At 72.5% G+C, this 17114-nt stretch carries 13 protein-coding genes and 1 pseudogene; 8 read left to right on the forward strand and 6 right to left on the reverse strand.

Annotation, left to right across the window (positions count from 1 at the left end; all coding sequences use genetic code 11):
* The first annotated feature begins 206 nt into the window (after nucleotides 1-206).
* Complete coding sequence (locus tag ACWC97_RS06670; RefSeq protein ID WP_385214141.1) at nucleotides 207-1259, forward strand: LacI family DNA-binding transcriptional regulator; 1053 nt, start codon at nucleotides 207-209, stop codon at nucleotides 1257-1259.
* Nucleotides 1260-1313: 54 nt separating this feature from the next.
* Here ACWC97_RS06670 and ACWC97_RS06675 read toward each other — a convergent pair whose 3' ends face one another.
* On the reverse strand, nucleotides 1314-2303 hold the full coding sequence (locus ACWC97_RS06675; protein WP_352273315.1) for an acetylxylan esterase: 990 nt from the start codon (nucleotides 2301-2303) through the stop codon (nucleotides 1314-1316).
* Between the two features lie 262 nt (nucleotides 2304-2565).
* Between ACWC97_RS06675 and ACWC97_RS06680 the strand changes: the two genes are divergently transcribed.
* From ACWC97_RS06680 to ACWC97_RS06710, 7 genes and pseudogenes are all read left to right on the forward strand, one after another.
* On the forward strand, nucleotides 2566-3816 hold the full coding sequence (locus ACWC97_RS06680) for a sugar ABC transporter substrate-binding protein (RefSeq protein ID WP_352273316.1): 1251 nt from the start codon (nucleotides 2566-2568) through the stop codon (nucleotides 3814-3816).
* Between the two features lie 5 nt (nucleotides 3817-3821).
* Nucleotides 3822-4808, forward strand: coding sequence for a carbohydrate ABC transporter permease (locus tag ACWC97_RS06685; protein WP_352273317.1), 987 nt, complete (start codon nucleotides 3822-3824; stop codon nucleotides 4806-4808).
* Complete coding sequence (locus ACWC97_RS06690; protein WP_450647817.1) at nucleotides 4805-5698, forward strand: carbohydrate ABC transporter permease; 894 nt, start codon at nucleotides 4805-4807, stop codon at nucleotides 5696-5698. Before ACWC97_RS06685 ends, ACWC97_RS06690 begins: the two co-directional genes overlap by 4 nt.
* 96 nt (nucleotides 5699-5794) lie before the next feature.
* The gene (locus ACWC97_RS06695; RefSeq protein ID WP_385214154.1) at nucleotides 5795-6997 is read left to right on the forward strand and encodes a glycoside hydrolase family 1 protein; all 1203 of its coding nucleotides are present in this window, start codon (nucleotides 5795-5797) and stop codon (nucleotides 6995-6997) included.
* Between the two features lie 255 nt (nucleotides 6998-7252).
* Nucleotides 7253-8724: pseudogene (locus ACWC97_RS06700) on the forward strand (glucoamylase family protein).
* A 104-nt stretch (nucleotides 8725-8828) separates the two neighbouring features.
* Nucleotides 8829-10910: a TPM domain-containing protein gene (locus ACWC97_RS06705; RefSeq protein WP_450648193.1), complete on the forward strand. Its 2082-nt coding sequence runs from the start codon at nucleotides 8829-8831 to the stop codon at nucleotides 10908-10910.
* Between the two features lie 47 nt (nucleotides 10911-10957).
* Nucleotides 10958-11671, forward strand: coding sequence for a PspA/IM30 family protein (locus ACWC97_RS06710; RefSeq protein WP_352273321.1), 714 nt, complete (start codon nucleotides 10958-10960; stop codon nucleotides 11669-11671).
* 31 nt (nucleotides 11672-11702) lie between these two features.
* Here ACWC97_RS06710 and ACWC97_RS06715 read toward each other — a convergent pair whose 3' ends face one another.
* The 5 genes from ACWC97_RS06715 to ACWC97_RS06735 form a co-directional block, all read right to left on the reverse strand.
* Nucleotides 11703-14231 carry a SpoIIE family protein phosphatase gene (locus tag ACWC97_RS06715; RefSeq protein WP_352273618.1) on the reverse strand — a complete coding sequence of 843 codons (2529 nt, stop codon included), beginning with the start codon at nucleotides 14229-14231 and terminating at the stop codon, nucleotides 11703-11705.
* A 190-nt stretch (nucleotides 14232-14421) separates the two neighbouring features.
* Entirely contained in the window at nucleotides 14422-14850 is a 429-nt protein-coding gene (locus tag ACWC97_RS06720) for an ATP-binding protein (RefSeq protein WP_352273619.1), read from the reverse strand.
* 237 nt (nucleotides 14851-15087) lie between these two features.
* Entirely contained in the window at nucleotides 15088-15489 is a 402-nt protein-coding gene (locus ACWC97_RS06725) for an NUDIX hydrolase (RefSeq protein ID WP_352273322.1), read from the reverse strand.
* 130 nt (nucleotides 15490-15619) lie between these two features.
* The gene (locus ACWC97_RS06730; protein ID WP_352273323.1) at nucleotides 15620-15802 is read right to left on the reverse strand and encodes an SPOR domain-containing protein; all 183 of its coding nucleotides are present in this window, start codon (nucleotides 15800-15802) and stop codon (nucleotides 15620-15622) included.
* 281 nt (nucleotides 15803-16083) lie between these two features.
* Nucleotides 16084-16836, reverse strand: a complete 753-nt coding sequence (locus tag ACWC97_RS06735; protein ID WP_352273324.1) for a GntR family transcriptional regulator — start codon at nucleotides 16834-16836, stop codon at nucleotides 16084-16086.
* Between the last annotated feature and the right edge of the window lie 278 nt (nucleotides 16837-17114).

Below are 17114 nucleotides of genomic sequence, written 5' to 3' on the forward strand. Positions count from 1 at the left end.
TCACCCGTGCGGCGCAGCGGAGGCGGCCCCGGCCGCATCCGCACGGCCCGCCGCCCCGTACGGATGCGGCCGTCGTGGCGGGACCCCGCCGGACGACCTTGCTCGCCGAGCGGCCGGGGACCTAGGGTGAATGCGCTTTCAGAAAAGGGTCGGTCCATGGAACAACTGGTGCTTCGGCACAGCACGAACAGCGGGCGGTCGGTCGAGTGAGCGCGCCCACGGTGTACGACGTCGCCGAACGGGCGGGCGTCTCCATCGCCACGGTCTCGCGGGTCTACCGCACCCCGGACTCGGTGCGCGCGCAGACCCGGGAGCGGGTCCTGGAGGCCGCCCGCGCGCTGGGCTACGTCCCCAGCGGGAACGCCCGGGGCCTGGCCAGCCGGACCACCGGGGTGCTCGGCCTCTGCTTCCCGGACTACGCCGACCCCGAGGCCGAGGCGGAGGCGGAGGACAGCGACGCCGACGATGCGGTGATGCTCTACTCCGACCAGATCATCCGCGGCATGGAGCGCGCGGCCCGGCGGCACGGCTACGCGCTGCTGATCGCCGCCCTGCTGGACGGCGGTACGGAGGACCTCGTCGCGAAGGTCGCCGGACGGGTCGACGGCTTCGCCGTGATGGCGCGGACCGTGCCGACCGAGGACCTGGACGTGCTGTCGCGCCGGCTCCCGGTGGTGATGCTGGCCGGTCCCCGCGAGATAGACCACCTCGACCACATCGTCGTGGCCAACACGGACGGCGAGCGCGAGCTGACCCGCCACCTGATCGAGGACCACGGGCTGCGCCGGCTCGCCTTCGTCGGCGGCGAGACGGACTCGCCGGACGCCGAGGCGCGGTTCCTGGGCTTCCGGCAGGCGTGCGCCGACGCCGGGCTGCCGGTGCCCGAGGCGCCCGATCTGCGGATCGCGATGATGACGCAGGCCGAGGGGGCGCGGGCCGCGGAGGCGCTGCTCGACCGGCCCGGCGAGCGGCCGCAGGGGATGCTCTTCGCCAACGACCAGATGGCGGTGGGCGCACTGCGCGCGCTGGCCCGGCGCGGGGTGCGGGTGCCCGAGGACGTCGCGGTCACCGGCTTCGACGGGATCCCGCTGAGCCGGATCGTGACGCCGTCGCTGACGACGGTGCGCCAGCCGATCCGCCGGCTCGGCGAGCAGGCGGTGGAGCTGCTGGTGCAGCGGCTGGCCGAACGGGACCGGGAGCCGGTCTCGCTGATGCTCCCGGTCTCCCAGGCCCGCCGCGCCAGCTGCGGCTGCGGCTGACGGAGGCCACCGCCCCCGCGCGGGTCCGGGCCCGCCACGGCGGCCCCGGCGTGCCTACGCGGTCAGCCACTTCCCGAAGAACCGGCCGCGGGCGGCCTGGAGCTCCGCCACGTCGGCGGCCGTGCCCTCGTACGCGAAGTGGCCCGCGTCCATCACCTGGAGCTCGCGCTCCCCGGCCAGCGCGTTGTACACGGCGAACTGTCCCGGCGGCGGCACCGAGGGGTCGAAGAGCGCCGCGGCCACCAGCACGGGCAGCTCCAGCCGGGTCGCGGCGGTGGCGGCGTCGAAGTACGGCAGCACCTCGGTGACCTCGGGGTGCTCGACGCGGTAACCGCGTACCGCCTCGCCGCTGCCGATGCAGGGCAGGGTGAGCCGGAGCGGGTGGTTGCCGAAGGTCGGCACGGTGAGCTGTCCGGCCCGGAACCGGTCGTCCCAGGGCAGCGCCAGCGCGCCCAGCCCGCCGCCGAAGCTCTCCCCGTAGTAGCCGAGGCCGGGGCCGCCCTCCTGCGGGGTGAGTCCCGGCACCAGCTCCGCCAGGGCCGAGGCCGCGCACCAGAGGTCCGCGACGCAGTCGCCGATGACGTAGGTGTCGCGGTCGGCTATTCCGTGCAGCACGTGGCCGCTGGAGACGTCCGGGATGCCGGGCACCAGGCCGCGGTCCTTCATGCCCCGTACGCAGGGCAGGATCGCCGCGGACCGGGGCAGCGGCAGCGGCACCTCGGGGCCGGCCGCCTCACGGCCGCCGTAGCCGTGCCCGATGACGAAGCCGTGCCCGGCGGGCCCGTCGACGGGCAGCGCCAGCCACCCGCCGATCCGCACGCCGCCGACCGAGGTGAAGGTCACACCGTGGATGCGCACCCCGTCGCGCTCCTCCTCCAGCGGACCGATCTCCGGCTCCGTGGCGACCTCGCGGGCCTCGGCGTGACGATCCCGCCAAAAGGCGTCGAAATCGTCCGGACCTGCGGGGGCGGGCACCTCCAGCAGCTCCGGGAGCGTGTGGTCGTACCGCGGATCGAAGGGGAAGTCATGCACGAAATCAGCCATGGTCACGACCGTATAGCCCCCTTCGGGACGCCCCGGCCGGCACCCGTCGCCGCCCGGCGAGCGAAATAGGTCACACATCCCCCAAGCGCACAAATGACACACTTGCCGCGTCCCGGTCGGCACCGATGAGACGTCCAGGTGTCCGGCACGTTGCACGAGTGTGACCCAGCACCCTCTTGCGGATTCCCGAATCTCTGCCGCAGAGTGATGTATGCGCTTACAGGCAGCGCATACATTCGGATTGCTCAAGGAGGAGCCCTCCATGTCCCGCACCGCCAGAAACGCCACGATCGGCATCGCAGCCACGGCCGCGCTCGCTCTCGGTCTCACCGCGTGCGGCAGCTCCGGCGGCGACGACGTCGCGGCGGACAAGAAGCAGACGATCACCGTCTGGGCCATGGGGGCCGAGGGCGAGAAGCTCACGGATGTGGCCAAGGAGTACACGAAGGCCAACCCGAACATCACCGTGAAGGTGACCCCGGTCGGCTGGGACGTCGCCCACCAGAAGCTGGTCTCCGCGGCCGCCGCCGGCACCCTGCCGGACGTGGCGCAGATGGGCGGCAGCTACATGGGCGAGTTCGCCGAGCTGGGTGTTCTGGAGCCGGTCGACACCAAGACCTTCGACGAGAAGGACTACTTCGCCTCCGGCTGGAAGCAGGGCGAGGTGGACGGCCAGGCGTACGGCGTGCCGTGGTACGTCGACACCCGCGTCCTCTACTACCGCACCGACCTGGCCGAGAAGGCCGGGATCACCAAGGCTCCGACCAACTGGAAGGAGATGCAGGACCTCGCCACGGCCTACCAGAAGAAGGCCGGGACCAAGTGGGGCCTGTCCATCCAGCCCAGCGGCCTGGACACGGTGCAGAACTTCTACTCCTTCCTGTACTCGGCCGGCGGCGAGATCCTCGACGACCAGGGCAAGGCCGTCATCGACAGCCCCGAGGCCGTCAGGGCGCTCAAGGAGTACGGCTCGTACTTCGACAAGGGCCTGTCCAACAAGTCCGTGCAGCCCGGCTACGACGTGGTCAAGGACTTCGGCAACGGCCGGGTCCCGATGTTCTTCGGCGGCCCCTGGCACGTCACCCTGCTGAACGAGGGCCAGCCGCAGCTCAAGGGCAAGTGGGCGGTGGCCAACGTGCCCGCCGACAAGTCCTCGGTCTCGATGGCCGGCGGCTCCTCCCTGGTGATCTCCAAGGACAGTGAGCACAAGGCCGCCGCCAAGGAGTTCATCAAGTACCTGACCGACACCAAGGGCCAGGCCGACTGGTACAAGCGCACCAAGGACCTCCCGGCCAACACCGCCGCCTGGACCTCCGGCGACCTCGCCGGTGACGCCGACCTCCAGGTCTTCAAGAAGCAGATGGACACCGCCAAGTCCTCCCCGTCGCTGTCCAACTGGACGGAGATCACGGACAAGGTCGACCTGGCCATCGCCAAGGTCACCCAGGGCAAGGCGTCCGCCGAGGACGCGCTGAAGACCGCCCAGTCCGAGATCGAAGGCCTCGTGAAGTAGGAGTCATGCGCACCATGACCGCAAAGGCCGCACGGGCGGCCGAGGCGCAGGCCGGGCCGGGGGCACCCACCACGCCCCCGGCCGCCGGGCCCAAGGGCCGCCGACGCAAGTCGATGGGCGTGCAGAACGTGGCCGGCTGGCTGTTCTCCACCCCCTTCCTCGTGCTCTTCCTCGTCTTCATGGCGTTCCCGATCATCGCCACGCTGGTGATGAGCTTCACCGACTTCGGGCTGCGCAACGTGACGCACCCGATGGACGCGAACTTCATCGGCCTCGACAACTACACCAAGCTGTTCGGCGACGAGAGGTTCCTCAAGTCGCTGTTCAACACGGCGTACTTCGTGGTGATCGGCGTTCCGCTGACGCTCTTCCTCGGGCTGGTCGTCGCCGTGCTGCTGAACAACGGCATCGACCGGGCGCGGACCTTCTTCCGCGTCGGCTTCTACACCCCGGTGGTCACGACGATCGTCGCGGTCGCCGTGGTCTGGCGGTTCGTGCTCGACCCGAGCGACGGCCTGGTCGCGGGGCTCTTCTCGGAGGTGGGGCTCACCGCGCCCGACTTCCTGGGCTCCGAGGCGCTCGCCATGCCGTCGATGATCGCGATGGCGGTCTGGCGGAACCTCGGCACGGTCATGGTGCTCCTCATCGCCGGCCTCCAGGCCATCCCCACCGAGGTGCGGGAGGCCGCCCGGCTGGACGGGGCCGGCGCCTGGCAGGAGTTCAGGGGGATCACGGTGCCGCTGCTGCGGCCCACCCTGCTCTACGCCACGGTGATCACGACCATCGGCTACCTCAACGTCTTCGAGGAGCCGTTCGTGATGACCCAGGGCGGTCCCTCGGACTCCACCCTCACCGTCTCGCTGAACATGTACCGCGAGGGCTTCAACTTCTTCCACATGGGCTACGCGAGCGCCATGGCGTACGTCCTCTTCGTGGTGATCATGGGCATCACGGTGCTCCAGCTCCGACTGCTGAAGGACAACACGAAATGAGCGCCACCAGTGCACCGGGCGCCGTCCCCGCTCCGCCCGTGAAGAAGCCCGAAGGCCGTACGGGGCGGCTCCGCCCCAAGCGCGTCCTGGTCTACGTCCTGCTATCGGCCGGCCTGCTGGTCATGGCCGCGCCCTTCCTGTGGATGGCGCTGTCCGCGTTCAAGACGCAGCGGGAGCTGACCGCCAGCCCGCCGGTGTGGCTGCCGACCGAATGGACCCTGGACAGCTTCCGGGAGCTGTTCGACAAGCTGAACCTGCCGCTGTACTTCATGAACTCGTTGATCGTGGCGGTGCTGGTCACCGTCTCGAACCTGGTGTTCTGCTCGATGCTGGGCTACGCCCTGGCCAAGCTGAACTTCGCCGGCCGCAACAAGATCTTCGGCCTGGTGCTCGGCGCCCTGATGGTGCCCGGCAACCTGATGCTGCTGCCGCTGTTCGTGCTGATGAGCAAGTTGCAGCTGATCGACACGTACGCCGGTCTGGTGCTGCCGTTCGCCGCCGGGGCCTTCGGGGTCTTCCTGATGCGCCAGTTCATGCAGTCGATCCCGGACGAGCTGCTGGAAGCGGCCCGGATGGACGGCGCCGGTGAGTGGTACATCTTCTGGCGCATCGTGATGCCGCTGGTGAAGCCCGCGCTGGCGACGCTCTCGATCTTCACCTTCCTCGGCTCCTGGAACAACTTCGTCTGGCCGCTCATCGCGACCAACGACCCGGACAAGTACACCCTGCCGGTCGCCCTGGCCACCTTCGCCACCGACCCCAACAAGGCGGGCGGCTCCAACGGCATGCTGATGGCCGGCTCCCTGCTGGTCGTCCTGCCCGTGGTGGTCCTGTTCATCGCGCTCCAGCGGCACTTCACCCAGGGCATCGCCACCGCGGGCATGAAGTAGCCCGGCCGCCGACGAGCACGGCGCCCCACCGAAACGTACGAGGCCGCGGCCCGCACCCGCGGTCACACCCCTTCCTCACCAGAAAGACAGTCCGCGATGACGCACACCCAGGTCCCGTTCCCCGACCACTTCCTGTGGGGCGCCTCCACGGCCGCCCACCAGATCGAGGGCAACAACACCAACTGCGACTGGTGGGTCAAGGAGCACGCCGAGGGCACCCACATCGCCGAGCCCAGCCTGGACGCCGCCGACAGCTACCACCGCTGGGACGAGGACATGGACATCCTCGCCTCGCTGGGCTTCACCGACTACCGGTTCTCCATCGAGTGGGCCCGCATCGAGCCGGTCGAGGGCACCTTCTCCCGCGCCGAGCTCGCCCACTACCGCCGCATGGTGGACGGCGCGATCGCGCGCGGCCTGCGCCCCATGATCACCCTGCACCACTTCACCGTTCCGCAGTGGTTCGAGGCGCGCGGCGGCTGGACCGCCGAGGGCGCCGTCGAGCTCTTCGCCCGGTACGTGGCGGCCTGCGCGCCGGTGATCGCCGAGGGCGTCGAGTACGTCTGCACCATCAACGAGCCGAACATGATCGCCGTCATGGCCGGCCAGGCCAAGCGCGGCGACAACAGCTTCCCGCCCGCCGGTCTGCCCACCCCGGACGACGAGACCACCGGCGCCGTCATCGCCGCGCACGTCGCCGCCGTCGCCGCCGTCCGGGCGATCAACCCGGACATCAAGGTCGGCTGGACCATCGCCAACCAGGTCTACCAGGCCCTCCCCGGCGCCGAGGAGGTCACCGCCGCCTACCGCCACCCGCGCGAGGACGTCTTCATCGAGGCCGCGCGCGGCGACGACTGGATCGGCGTGCAGTCCTACACCCGGACCAAGATCGGCCCCGAGGGCCCGATACCGGCCCCCGCCGACGTCGAGCGCACCCTCACCACCTGGGAGTACTACCCCACCGCCGTCGGCCACGCGCTGCGCCACACCGCCGAGGTCCTCGGCAACGACGTCCCGCTGATCGTCACCGAGAACGGCATCGCGACCGACGACGACCAGCGCCGGATCGACTACTACACCGGCGCCCTGAACGAGGTCGCCTCCGCGATCGAGGACGGTCTGAACGTCCGGGGATACCTCGCCTGGAGCGCCCTGGACAACTACGAGTGGGGCACCTACAAGGCCACCTTCGGCCTGGTCGGCTGGGACCCGGAGACCTTCGAGCGGCTGCCCAAGCCGTCCGCCTCCTGGCTCGGCGCGATGGGCCGCACCCGCACCCTGCCGCGCACCACCGCCTGACGCCCGCGAGGGCCCCCGAACCGGGAGCGACCTGACCGCTCCCACCCGTACGGGAACCGGCTGCACCTGACGGGCACCGGTTCCCGTACGCCCGCGCGGCCGCCGCCCGTGTCCGGCCCCGCTCACGGCCGGCGGCCCGCCCGGGTGCCTCACCCGGCACCGCGCCCCGGCGCCCGCACCTCACGACCGACGCACGAAATCCGCCCACCGCCCACAGTCGGTGGGTCCTCCCAGTTGCCTTCCCGAGGGGATCTGATGGACCGTCGTACGTTTCTCACCGCAGCGGGAACGGGGGCCGCGGCCCTCTCCCTGGGCGCGCTCGCCGCCACCCCGGCGGGCGCCGCCCAGCCCGCGCGCGGCCCGCACGCCCCGCTGCTGCTGCGCTGGTTCCGCGACACGTACCGCTCGATCGAGGCCATGACCACCGACTTCGGTCTGGCCGTCGACAAGATCGACGTCAGCGGCCCCGGCGCCCCCGTCCGGTCCCGTCAGACCTCCCCCACCAACATCGGCTGCGGCCTCTGGTCGACCGTGGCCGCCGCCGGTCTCGGGGTGATCGGCCAGGACACCATGCTGCGCCGCCTGGAGAAGACCGTGCGGGCCGTCGAGAAGCTGGAGCGCCACCACGGCTTCTGGCTCAACTGGTACGACGCGCACGACGGCTCCGTCATCACCGAATGGCCCAGCACCGGCGACCCGGTCCGCCCCTTCCTGTCCTCCGTGGACAACGCCTGGCTGATCACCGGACTGCGCATCGCCGCCGACGCGGCCCCGCCCTCGGCCCCCGCATCGCCCGCATCCTGGCCACCGCCGACTGGTCCTACTACTACACGCCGTACGATCCGGCCGACCCGGTCGCCGGCCCCGGCCAGCTGCGCGGCGGCTTCTGGCCCGACACCGAGGAGCCCACCGGCCACCACTACGGGGCCCTCAACACCGAGCCCCGCATGGCCAGTTACCTCGGCATCGCCGACGGCTCGCTCCCCGCCGACCACTACTGGCACCTGCTGCGCACCATGCTCCCCGAGCACGAGCAGGAGCAGCACCCGGACGGCTCCTACGTCGCGATGAACGGCGTACGCGTCTGGCAGGGCCACTACACCCACCGGGGCCGGAAGCTGGTGCCGTCCTGGGGCGGGTCGATGTTCGAGGCCCTGATGGTGCCGCTCTTCGTGCCGGAGGCCGAGTGGTCGCCGCGCTCCTGGGGCCTGACGCACCAGCGCTACGTCCGCAGCCACATCGAGCACGGCCTGGCGGAGGCCGGGTACGGCTACTGGGGCTTCTCGCCCGCCAACATCCCCGAGGGCGGCTACCAGGAGTACGGCGTCGACGCGATCGGCATGCAGGTCGACGGCTACGCCTCCAACACCGACCGCACCTACACCACCGACGGCGCCCCGCTGCCGCCCGCCTCGGCCTTCACCAACGGGGTGGTCACCCCGCACGCCTCCTTCCTCGCGCTGCCCCACGCGCCCGCCGAGGCGATCGCCAACCTCCGCGCCCTCGACCGCGACTTCGGCGCGTACCACCCCGGATTCGGCTTCCGGGACTCGGTCAACGTCTCCACCGGCCGGGTCAGCGACTACCTGCTCGCCCTCGACCAGGGCATGATCGCCGCCGCCCTCGCCCAGGCGCTCCGCCCCGGCCTGCTCCAGCGCCCGTTCCGGACCGGCGGCTTCCGTGCGAAGGTGCGGCCGCTGCTGGCCATGGAGCGGTTCTCCATCTGACCTGCCCGGCGGGAGCCCGGCACCCGTACCGGTCCGGTGCGGGTGCCGGGCTCCGGTCGCGGGTGACGGAGGGTGGACATAGCCTCACAAACGTGACGCCGCTCGTGAGCCGTACCCGGATATCCCTGCCGGGCCGGGCGCTGCTCGCCGTGTTGCTGGCGGTGGCCTGGCCGGCCCTTTCCGCCGTGCGTCCGGCCCACGCCGACGGGCCCGTCACGCTGTCCCGGGACGGGCAGGTCACCGACCGGGTCGACGCGCTGGGCGACCGCGCGGGCCAGGTGCGGGCCGCGCTCGACCGGCTCTACGCCGACCGCCGCCTCCAGCTCTTCGTGGTGTACGTACGGGACTTCTCGGGCCGGTCGGCGCAGGACTGGGCCGATGCGACGGCCGACCTCAACGGGCTCGGCCAGGACGATGTCCTGCTCGCCGTCGCCACCCACGACCGGCGGTACGCCTACACCGTCGACCAGGGCTCCCGGCTCACCGACGCCCAACTGCGGGACGTGGCGTCCACCGCGATCGAGCCCGCGCTGCGGGTGCACGACTGGGCGGGGGCCGCGATCGGCGCGGCGAAGGGCTACTCGGCGGTGCTGACCGGGAAGCCGGTGCCGGTCCCGTCCCTCACCCCCGGCCCCGCCGACCCCGGCACCGGCTCCGGCGGCACGGACACCGCCGGTCTGGTCCTCCCGTTGGTGGTCGTGGCCGGGGTGGCGGGGCTGGCCGGTTACGCGTACGTCCGGCGCAGGAAGCGCGGCACGACCCGCACCACGCCCGCCGCGAAGGGCTGGGGCCCGGCCGCCGGGCCGGGCGGGCCGCCCGTGCCGCTGCCGGAGCTGGACGCCCGGGCGAAGGAGGCGCTGGTGGCGACCGACGACGCGGTCCGCACCAGCGAGGAGGAACTGGGCTTCGCCACCGCCCAGTTCGGCGAGGAGGCGGCGGCCCCGTTCACCTCGGCCGTCGACTTCGCCAAGGGTGAGCTGACCACCGCGTTCCGGGTGCGCCAGCGGCTGGACGACGCCGTCCCCGAGAACGACGAGGACCGGCGCCTGATGCTGGGCGAGATCCTCGCCCGGTGCGCGGAGGCGAGCGCCCGCCTCGACGCCGTGGCCGGGGACTTCGACCGGCTGCGCGCCCTGGAGCGCGAGGCCCCGCAGGCCCTGGCCGCGGCCGAGACCGCGTTCCGGACCCTGGCCGGCCGGGTCTCCGGCGCCGAGACCACGCTGATCGCGATGCGCGAGCGGTACGCGCCCGCCGCCTCGGCGGCGGCCGGCCAGGACCTGGAACTGGCCAAGGACCGGCTGCTGTTCGCCACGTCGAACCTGAACCGGGCCCGGCAGTCGCTGGACGCGGCGGACCGGTCGGCGGCCGCGGTGTACCTCCGGGCCGGTGAGGGCGGGGTGGACCAGGCGGCCACGCTGGTCGACGCGGTGGACCGGCGCGCCCGGGAGCTGGCGGAGGCGGCGGAGCGGCTGCCCGGGGCGCTGGCCGAGACCGAGACCGATCTGGCCGACGCGGGCGGGCTGCTCGAAGGCACCGCGGCCGGGGTGCCGACCGCCGATCTGCGCGGCCGGATCGCCCGCGCCCGCGCGGTGGTGGACGCGGTGCGCGAGGAGCTGCGCACCGGCCCGTACGACCCGATCGACGCGCTGCGCCGGGTCGAGGAGGCGGACACGGCGCTGGACACCGCGCTGGCCGGGGCCCGGGAGCGGGAGGAGGGCGACCGGCGGGCCCTCGCCCTGCTGGACGGGGCGACGCTCACCGCCCGTTCCTCGATCGCCGCCGCGGCCGATCTGATCACCACCAACCGGGGGGCGGTGGGCAGCCAGGCCCGCACCCGGCTGGCGGAGGCCCAGCGGCGGCTGGAGCGGTCCCGGGAGCTGGCCGGTGCGGGCGCCGACCCGCAGACGGCGCTGGCCGAGGCGCAGCAGGCGGACGCGCTGGCCGGGCAGGCCCGGCGGCTGGCGGAGCACGACGTGCGGTCGTACGGCGGGCCGGGTGGTCCGGGCGGTGGCCCGTCCAGTGGCGGCGGGGTCGGGGGCGCGGTGCTCGGCGGGATCATCCTGGGCGGCCTGCTGGGCGGGGGCGGCGGCCGCGGGGGGTACGGCGGCTTCGGCGGGGGCGGCGGGCCGGGCAGTTTCGGCGGCGGGGGCACCCGGGGCCGGCGCGGGGGCGGCGGCCGGTTCTGACCAACCCGTACGCATCACCCACTCCCCTTCACGACCAGGAGGCATCGATGTCCAAGCAGACCATTCTCGGCCGGGTCACCCAGTTGGCGAAGGCCAACATCAACGCACTGCTCGACCAGGCCGAGGATCCGCAGAAGATGCTGGACCAGCTGATCCGCGACTACACCGCCAACATCGCGGAGGCGGAGCAGGCGGTCGCCGCGACCATCGGGAACCTCCGCCTGATGGAGCAGGACCACCGGGAGGACGTGGCGGCGGCCGGGGAGTGGGGCGGCAAGGCCCTGGCCGCGAGCCGCAAGGCCGACGAGCTGCGGGCGGCGGGCTCGGCGGCGGAGGCGGACCGGTTCGACACCCTGGCCAAGGTGGCGCTCGGCCGCCAGCTCCGCTCGGAGCGGGAGGCGAAGGGCGCGGAGCCGGTCATCGCCGCGCAGACCGAGGTGGTGGACCGGCTGAAGTCCGGGCTGGACCGGATGAAGGAGAAGCTGGCGGAGCTGCGGGCCAAGCGGGACGAGCTGGTGGCCCGCGCCAAGTCCGCCGAGGCGCAGAACCGCATGATGGACGCGGTGAAGAGCGTCGACGTCCTCGACCCGACCAGTGAGATCGGCCGGTTCGAGGACAAGGTGCGGCGCGAGGAGGCGCGGGCGATGGGCAAGCAGGAGCTGGCCGCCTCGTCGCTGGACGCCCAGTTCGAGCAGTTGGACAGCCTGGGCGACAGCGCGGAGGTCGAGGCCCGGCTGGCCGCGCTGAAGACCTCCTCCTGACCCGGGCCGTCCCGTCCCCCGCGCGGGCCGCTCAGTACATGCTCAGCAACTGGTCGACGGAGAGCTCCACGGCCGGTTCGCCGTCGGGCAGGGCCAGTTCGAACCAGACGGTCTTGCCGCGCGGGGTCCGCCGCGATCCCCAGGCCACGCTGAGCAGTCCGACGAGCTGGAGCCCGCGCCCGCCCTCGTCGGTGTCGCGGGCCCGGCGGCGCCGGGGCTGGACGAGCCCGGCGTCCCACACCTCGCAGACCAGGGTGCGGTCGCGCAGGAGCCGGAGCCTGATCTCGCCCTCCCCGTACCGCAGGGCGTTGGTGACCAGCTCGCTGACCAGCAGTTCGGTGGTGTCCACCAGGTCGTCCAGGCCCCAGGCGAGCAGCCGGTCGCGGGCCAGCTCGCGGGCGCGGCCCACCGAGCGGGGTTCACGGGGCAGCCGCCAGTCGCCGACCGCCTCGTCTGGCAGGCCCTGGATGCGGGCCATCAGCAGGGCGATGTCGTCCTCGCCGTGCCGGGTGTCGAGCGTGGTCAGTACGTGGTCGCAGAGCTCCTCGACCGGCCGTTCCGCCTCGACCAGCGCGCCGCGCAGGGCGTCGAGCCCTTCTTCGAGCGGGTGGTCGCGGGATTCGACGAGCCCGTCCGTGTAGAGGGCGAGCAGCGCGCCCTCCTTCAGGTCGACCTCGACCTCCTCGAAGGGTTCGCCGCCGACGCCGAGCGGCATCCCGGGCGGTACGTCGAGCAGCCGGGCCCGGCCGCCGGGTTCGACCACGGCGGGCGGCAGATGGCCGGCGTTGGCGAAGGTGCACCGTCGGGTGACCGGGTCGTAGACCGCGTAGACGCAGGTCGCCAGGTAGACCTCGGAGAGGTCGGCCTCGCGGGACTTGTGGGCGGCCCGGGAGGGCCACTGGGAGCCGCCGCCGGACGCGGTCCCGCCGGGGGTGCCGAGCCCCCGGGCCACCTCGTCGAGCGCGGCGAGCACTTCGGCGGGCTCCAGGTCCAGCAGGGCCAGGGTCCGTACGGCGGTGCGCAGTTCGCCCATGGCGACGGCGGCGCGCAGTCCGCGGCCCATCACGTCGCCGACGACGAGCGCGGTGCGGTGGCCGGGCAGCTCGATCACGTCGAACCAGTCGCCGCCCACCTCGGTGGCGGTGTTGCCGGGGAGGTAGCGACAGGCGATGTCGAGGCCCGCGGCGACCGGGTCGCCGGGCGGCAGCAGGCTGCGCTGGAGGATCAGGGCCCGCTCGTGCTCGCGCCGGTAGAGGCGGGCGTTGTCGATACAGACGGCGGCGCGGGCCGCCAGCTCGGTGGCGAGCCCCCGGTCCCGCTCGCCGAACGGCTCGCTGCCCTTCGTCCGGGAGAACCGGACGAGGCCGACGACGGTGTCGTGGGCGACCATCGGGACGGCGAGGGTGGACTGGACGAAGCCCCGGTCGTCGCCGGGCACGTCCTCGACCCGGCCGGTGCGCAGGGCCACGGCGCACGGCGAGTTGAACGCGAAGCGGTGCACCGAGCCCAGCTCGGGGCTTCCGGTGTCGGCGTCGTCCTCGGGCAGTACGTCCGCGACCGCGCTGGCCAGGGCGACCCGGCGCAGTTCGGCGGAGCCTCCGACGGATTCCTGGCGGAGCGAGTCCCAGCTCCCCGGCGGGGCGTCGTCACCGGTCAGCAGCCCCTGGTAGAGGTCGACCGAGGCGAGGTCGCAGAAGCCGGGCACGGCCACGTCGAGGAGTTCGCGGGCGGTGGTCTCCAGATCGAGGGAGTTGCCGATGCGGGCGCTGGCCTCGTTGAGCAGGGCCAGGTTGCGGCGGGCGCTGGCGGCCTCGCGGGCGGCGATGTGGCGGCGGGTCACATCGGTGGCGAGCCCGGCGACGCCGGTGGGGCGGCCCGAGCCGGAGTGCACCCGGTACAGGTTCATGGACCAGTGGCGGCTGCCCGGTTCGCCGGGCGCGGTGCCGACGATCTGGAGGTCGGTGACGGAGACCCCGGTCTCCAGGACGCGCCGGATGGTGGCGGTGAGCCGGTCGGCCTCGGGCCCGGAGAGGTAGTCCTCGACGGTGCGGCCGCGGTGGTCCTCGGCCCGGCCGCCGAAGACGGTGGCGAACCGCTGGTTGGCGCGGAGGACCGCCAGGTCCGTGCCGAACAGCACGAACCCGAAGGGTGATTGGCCGAAGATGGCCTGCGAGGCCGCGAGGTCCGTCTCGATGTGGCGCAGCGCCCGGACGTCCACGACGATGCAGAGCGCCCCCCGCTCCCCGCTCGCCGTCTCACTGGGCATCACGTAGATCTCGGCGAGCCCGTGCGCGGCCCGCTCGCCCGGCATCCGGAACGGGACCAGGCCCGTCCACTCCTTGCCGTCGAGGATCTCCGCGACCCGGCGCCGCCCGTCGGCGTGCATCGAGGCGGGCATGAAGACGTCGACCGGGTCCATGCCGACCGCCTTGTCGGCGCCCATGCCGAAGAGGCCGGCTGCCCGGCGGCTCCACTGCTCGATCCGGCCATCGGGGCCGATCGAGAAGGAGGCGACCCTGATGTAGTCGTAGATCGAGCCAGGCGGGCTGCTCTGCCACATGATGTCGCCCGCTGTCCCAGGTATTTCGCTCACGCGACCGTCCCCTCCAGCTCACACACCGGACCGGTCCTGCCCGCAGTATTCAGCACTCCGGCCTCAACCGACACGGCGTTCACGATCACAGCACGGTCTCAGTCCCTTTCCGCCCGCTTCGGGCCGAGCCGTGATCGCAGTCCGTCCCACCCCACTCCTAACCAGGCAGAGCCAGCTCGAACCACACGGTCTTGCCGCTCTTTCCCCGGCGGGTCCCCCAGCGCCGGGCGGAACACGCCACCAGCTGGAGCCCCCTGCCCCCTTCGTCCTCCGGCCCAGCCATACGTTCGGTGGGGGGATCCGGAAGCGGATCGGAGACCTCCACCAGCAGGCCGGAACGGGCGACGGCGGTTTCACCGTCGGACCGGGGGCGGACCAACCGTACGCCAATGGGGCCGGATGTATACCGCATCGAGTTGGTGACCAACTCGCTGACCAGCAGAACCGTCATGTCCCCGACCGAGCCGTCGATCCCCCAGTCCCTCAGCGCGCCGTGGACGGCGTGCCGCGCGGATCGCGCGGCGCCCGGCTCGGCCGGGAAGGTCCACTCGGCGGTGTCGCCTTCGGTGTCGATCACGCCGATCACTTCCCAGGGCCAGCGGCGGGGACGTCCCGTGTGCAAGGACTAACCCTCACATACCCGATAATCGGTACAAATTACCGCCAGGATCGGCACGTGGGGCGTACGGGTGTATGCCCGCGCACACGGACAGGTGAGCAGGGCGGGGAGGGCGCACGGCCCTCCGACACGCGCCGCCGCCATGGTTCCGGACCCGTACCCGACCGCCGGGCGACCGGGCCCACGCCCGGGGCCCGGGCCGGATCAGCTCAGCTCGCCCGCGGCCTTCAGGTCGTCGAAGAGCAGCTGGTCGACGGGCGGGACGAGCGGCCGGTCGGCGTAGGAGAACCAGGCCATCTCCTCGATCTCGTTGCCGACCGCCAGCGTTCCCTCGTAGTCGGCGGTGTAACAGGCCATGCGGACGAGGACGCCGTCGGCATGGCCGTGCGCCTGCGCCTCGTACGTACCCTTCGGGGAGACCGTGGCGGGCAGGATGGCCACGCTCAGCTCCTCGTCGACCTCGCGCAACAGCGTCTGGAGGTCGGTCTCCCGGCCCTCGCGCTTGCCGCCGGGGATGTAGAACACGTCCTTCCCCCGCGATCGGGCGCAGAGGATCCTGCCGTTCTCCACCCGCACCCACGCCACCGTGTCGATCAGGCCCGACATCGCTCCGCCTTCGCTCGTACCGCCCGGTCGCAAGGACCCTAACGAGGCGGCGCGCCTCCGGCGGACGCCGGGGTCGCGGACGGCGGGACGGGAGCGGGGACGCGGGCGCGGGAGGAAACGGCGGGGCGGGTCAGGCGCGGGGGCCGCGTTCGACGCGCTCCACCCAGTAGAGCTGCTTGTGCCCGCGGCCGTCGAGCTTGTCGGCGATCGCCTGGGCCTCCCCCTGCGTGGCGAAGTGGCCGACGCGGTAGCGATTGCCGTTGTCGTCCTGCCGTATGACCAACCAGGGCAGAGTGGCGCGGTTGTCGCTCATCGCGCGCCTCCCCCGGATCGTGCCCCTCCCACGAACATCGTGCACCTCACTAAGGATCCCCAGGAAACCGCAGTACGCATATGCGCGAGCGTACGCCTGACCTTCACGCAACGAATACGTAATTACACAAAGAGACACCGATCAGTCCGAGAAGCGCAGGCAGAAGGGGCGCATCCGGCTGGATGCGCCCCTTGGCGGTGCGTACGAGGAGGCCCCGAGGGGACCTTCGGGACGCCTTGCGTCCGGGCCATGACAATCGATCGGTCACGGCCTCCGACGGCTCACCGGACCGGGAGGTGGTACGCGACCCGGAAGCGGTCGGCGGGCACCACCACGTCGGCCGTCTCGACCGCGCGGCCCGAGGCGTAGTACGTCCGCTCGATCACCATCACCACATGGCCCGGCACGCCGCCGAGCGCCAGGAGCTCCTCCGCCAGCCCCGGGCGCGCGCCGACCTGCTCGGACACGTTGTCCACGACGACGTCGATCGCGGCCATCCGGTCGACCACCCCGCAGCCGCCCAGCGGGCCCTCCTCCGGCAGCATCACCGGCGTGCGCCCGGTCACGGCGAGCGGCTCCCAGGAGGTGGAGAGCATCATCGGCTCCCCCGCCTCGCGGAAGACGTACGCCGTCCGCATCACCCGGTCGCCCGGCTCGATGCCCAGGCGCCCGGCGACCTCGGCGCTCGCCGCCTCCTGCTCACTGCGGGACTCCCACGTCCCGTGCACCCCCTCCGCCGTCTGCTCCTGGCGGAACGGGCTGGCGCCGGCCGCCGGGCGGTAGCCGGAGCGGGCGATCCGCCGCGGAACGGGCCGCTCGCGCACATACGTGCCGGAACCGGAACGGCCCTCGACCAGCCCCTCGGCCATCAGCACCTTGCGTGCCTCCAGCGCGACCGTGTCCGAGACGCCGTACTCCTGGCGGATGCGGGCCTGCGAAGGCAGGCGCGTGTGCGGCGCCAGCGAACCGTTGACGATCTTCTCCCGCAGGTCGCTTGCGACGCGCAGATACGCGGGCTGCTCACCGAAAGCCACAGGCCACTCCCAACAGGTTGACGGACTGCAACAGATTGACAACCGTCGGTTGTGAACCGCAAGCATGGGCCAGAGATTCACCCGAAGTGATGATTCCCTGGCCGTCCGCGCATGCCCGGACACCCCCGCACGCGCCCGTCGGCATCCGGCCCGCGCCCCGCCCGCGTCCGGCGCGCGCCCCTCGGGTGCGCGTTCGGCGACCCCGGAGACTTCCCGTCCTCTGCACGAGCGGCGCCCGTCCCCGGTTCACCGCGGCCGTGACCGGTTCGGGCCGTACG

The organism is Streptomyces sp. NPDC001108, assembly GCF_053598535.1.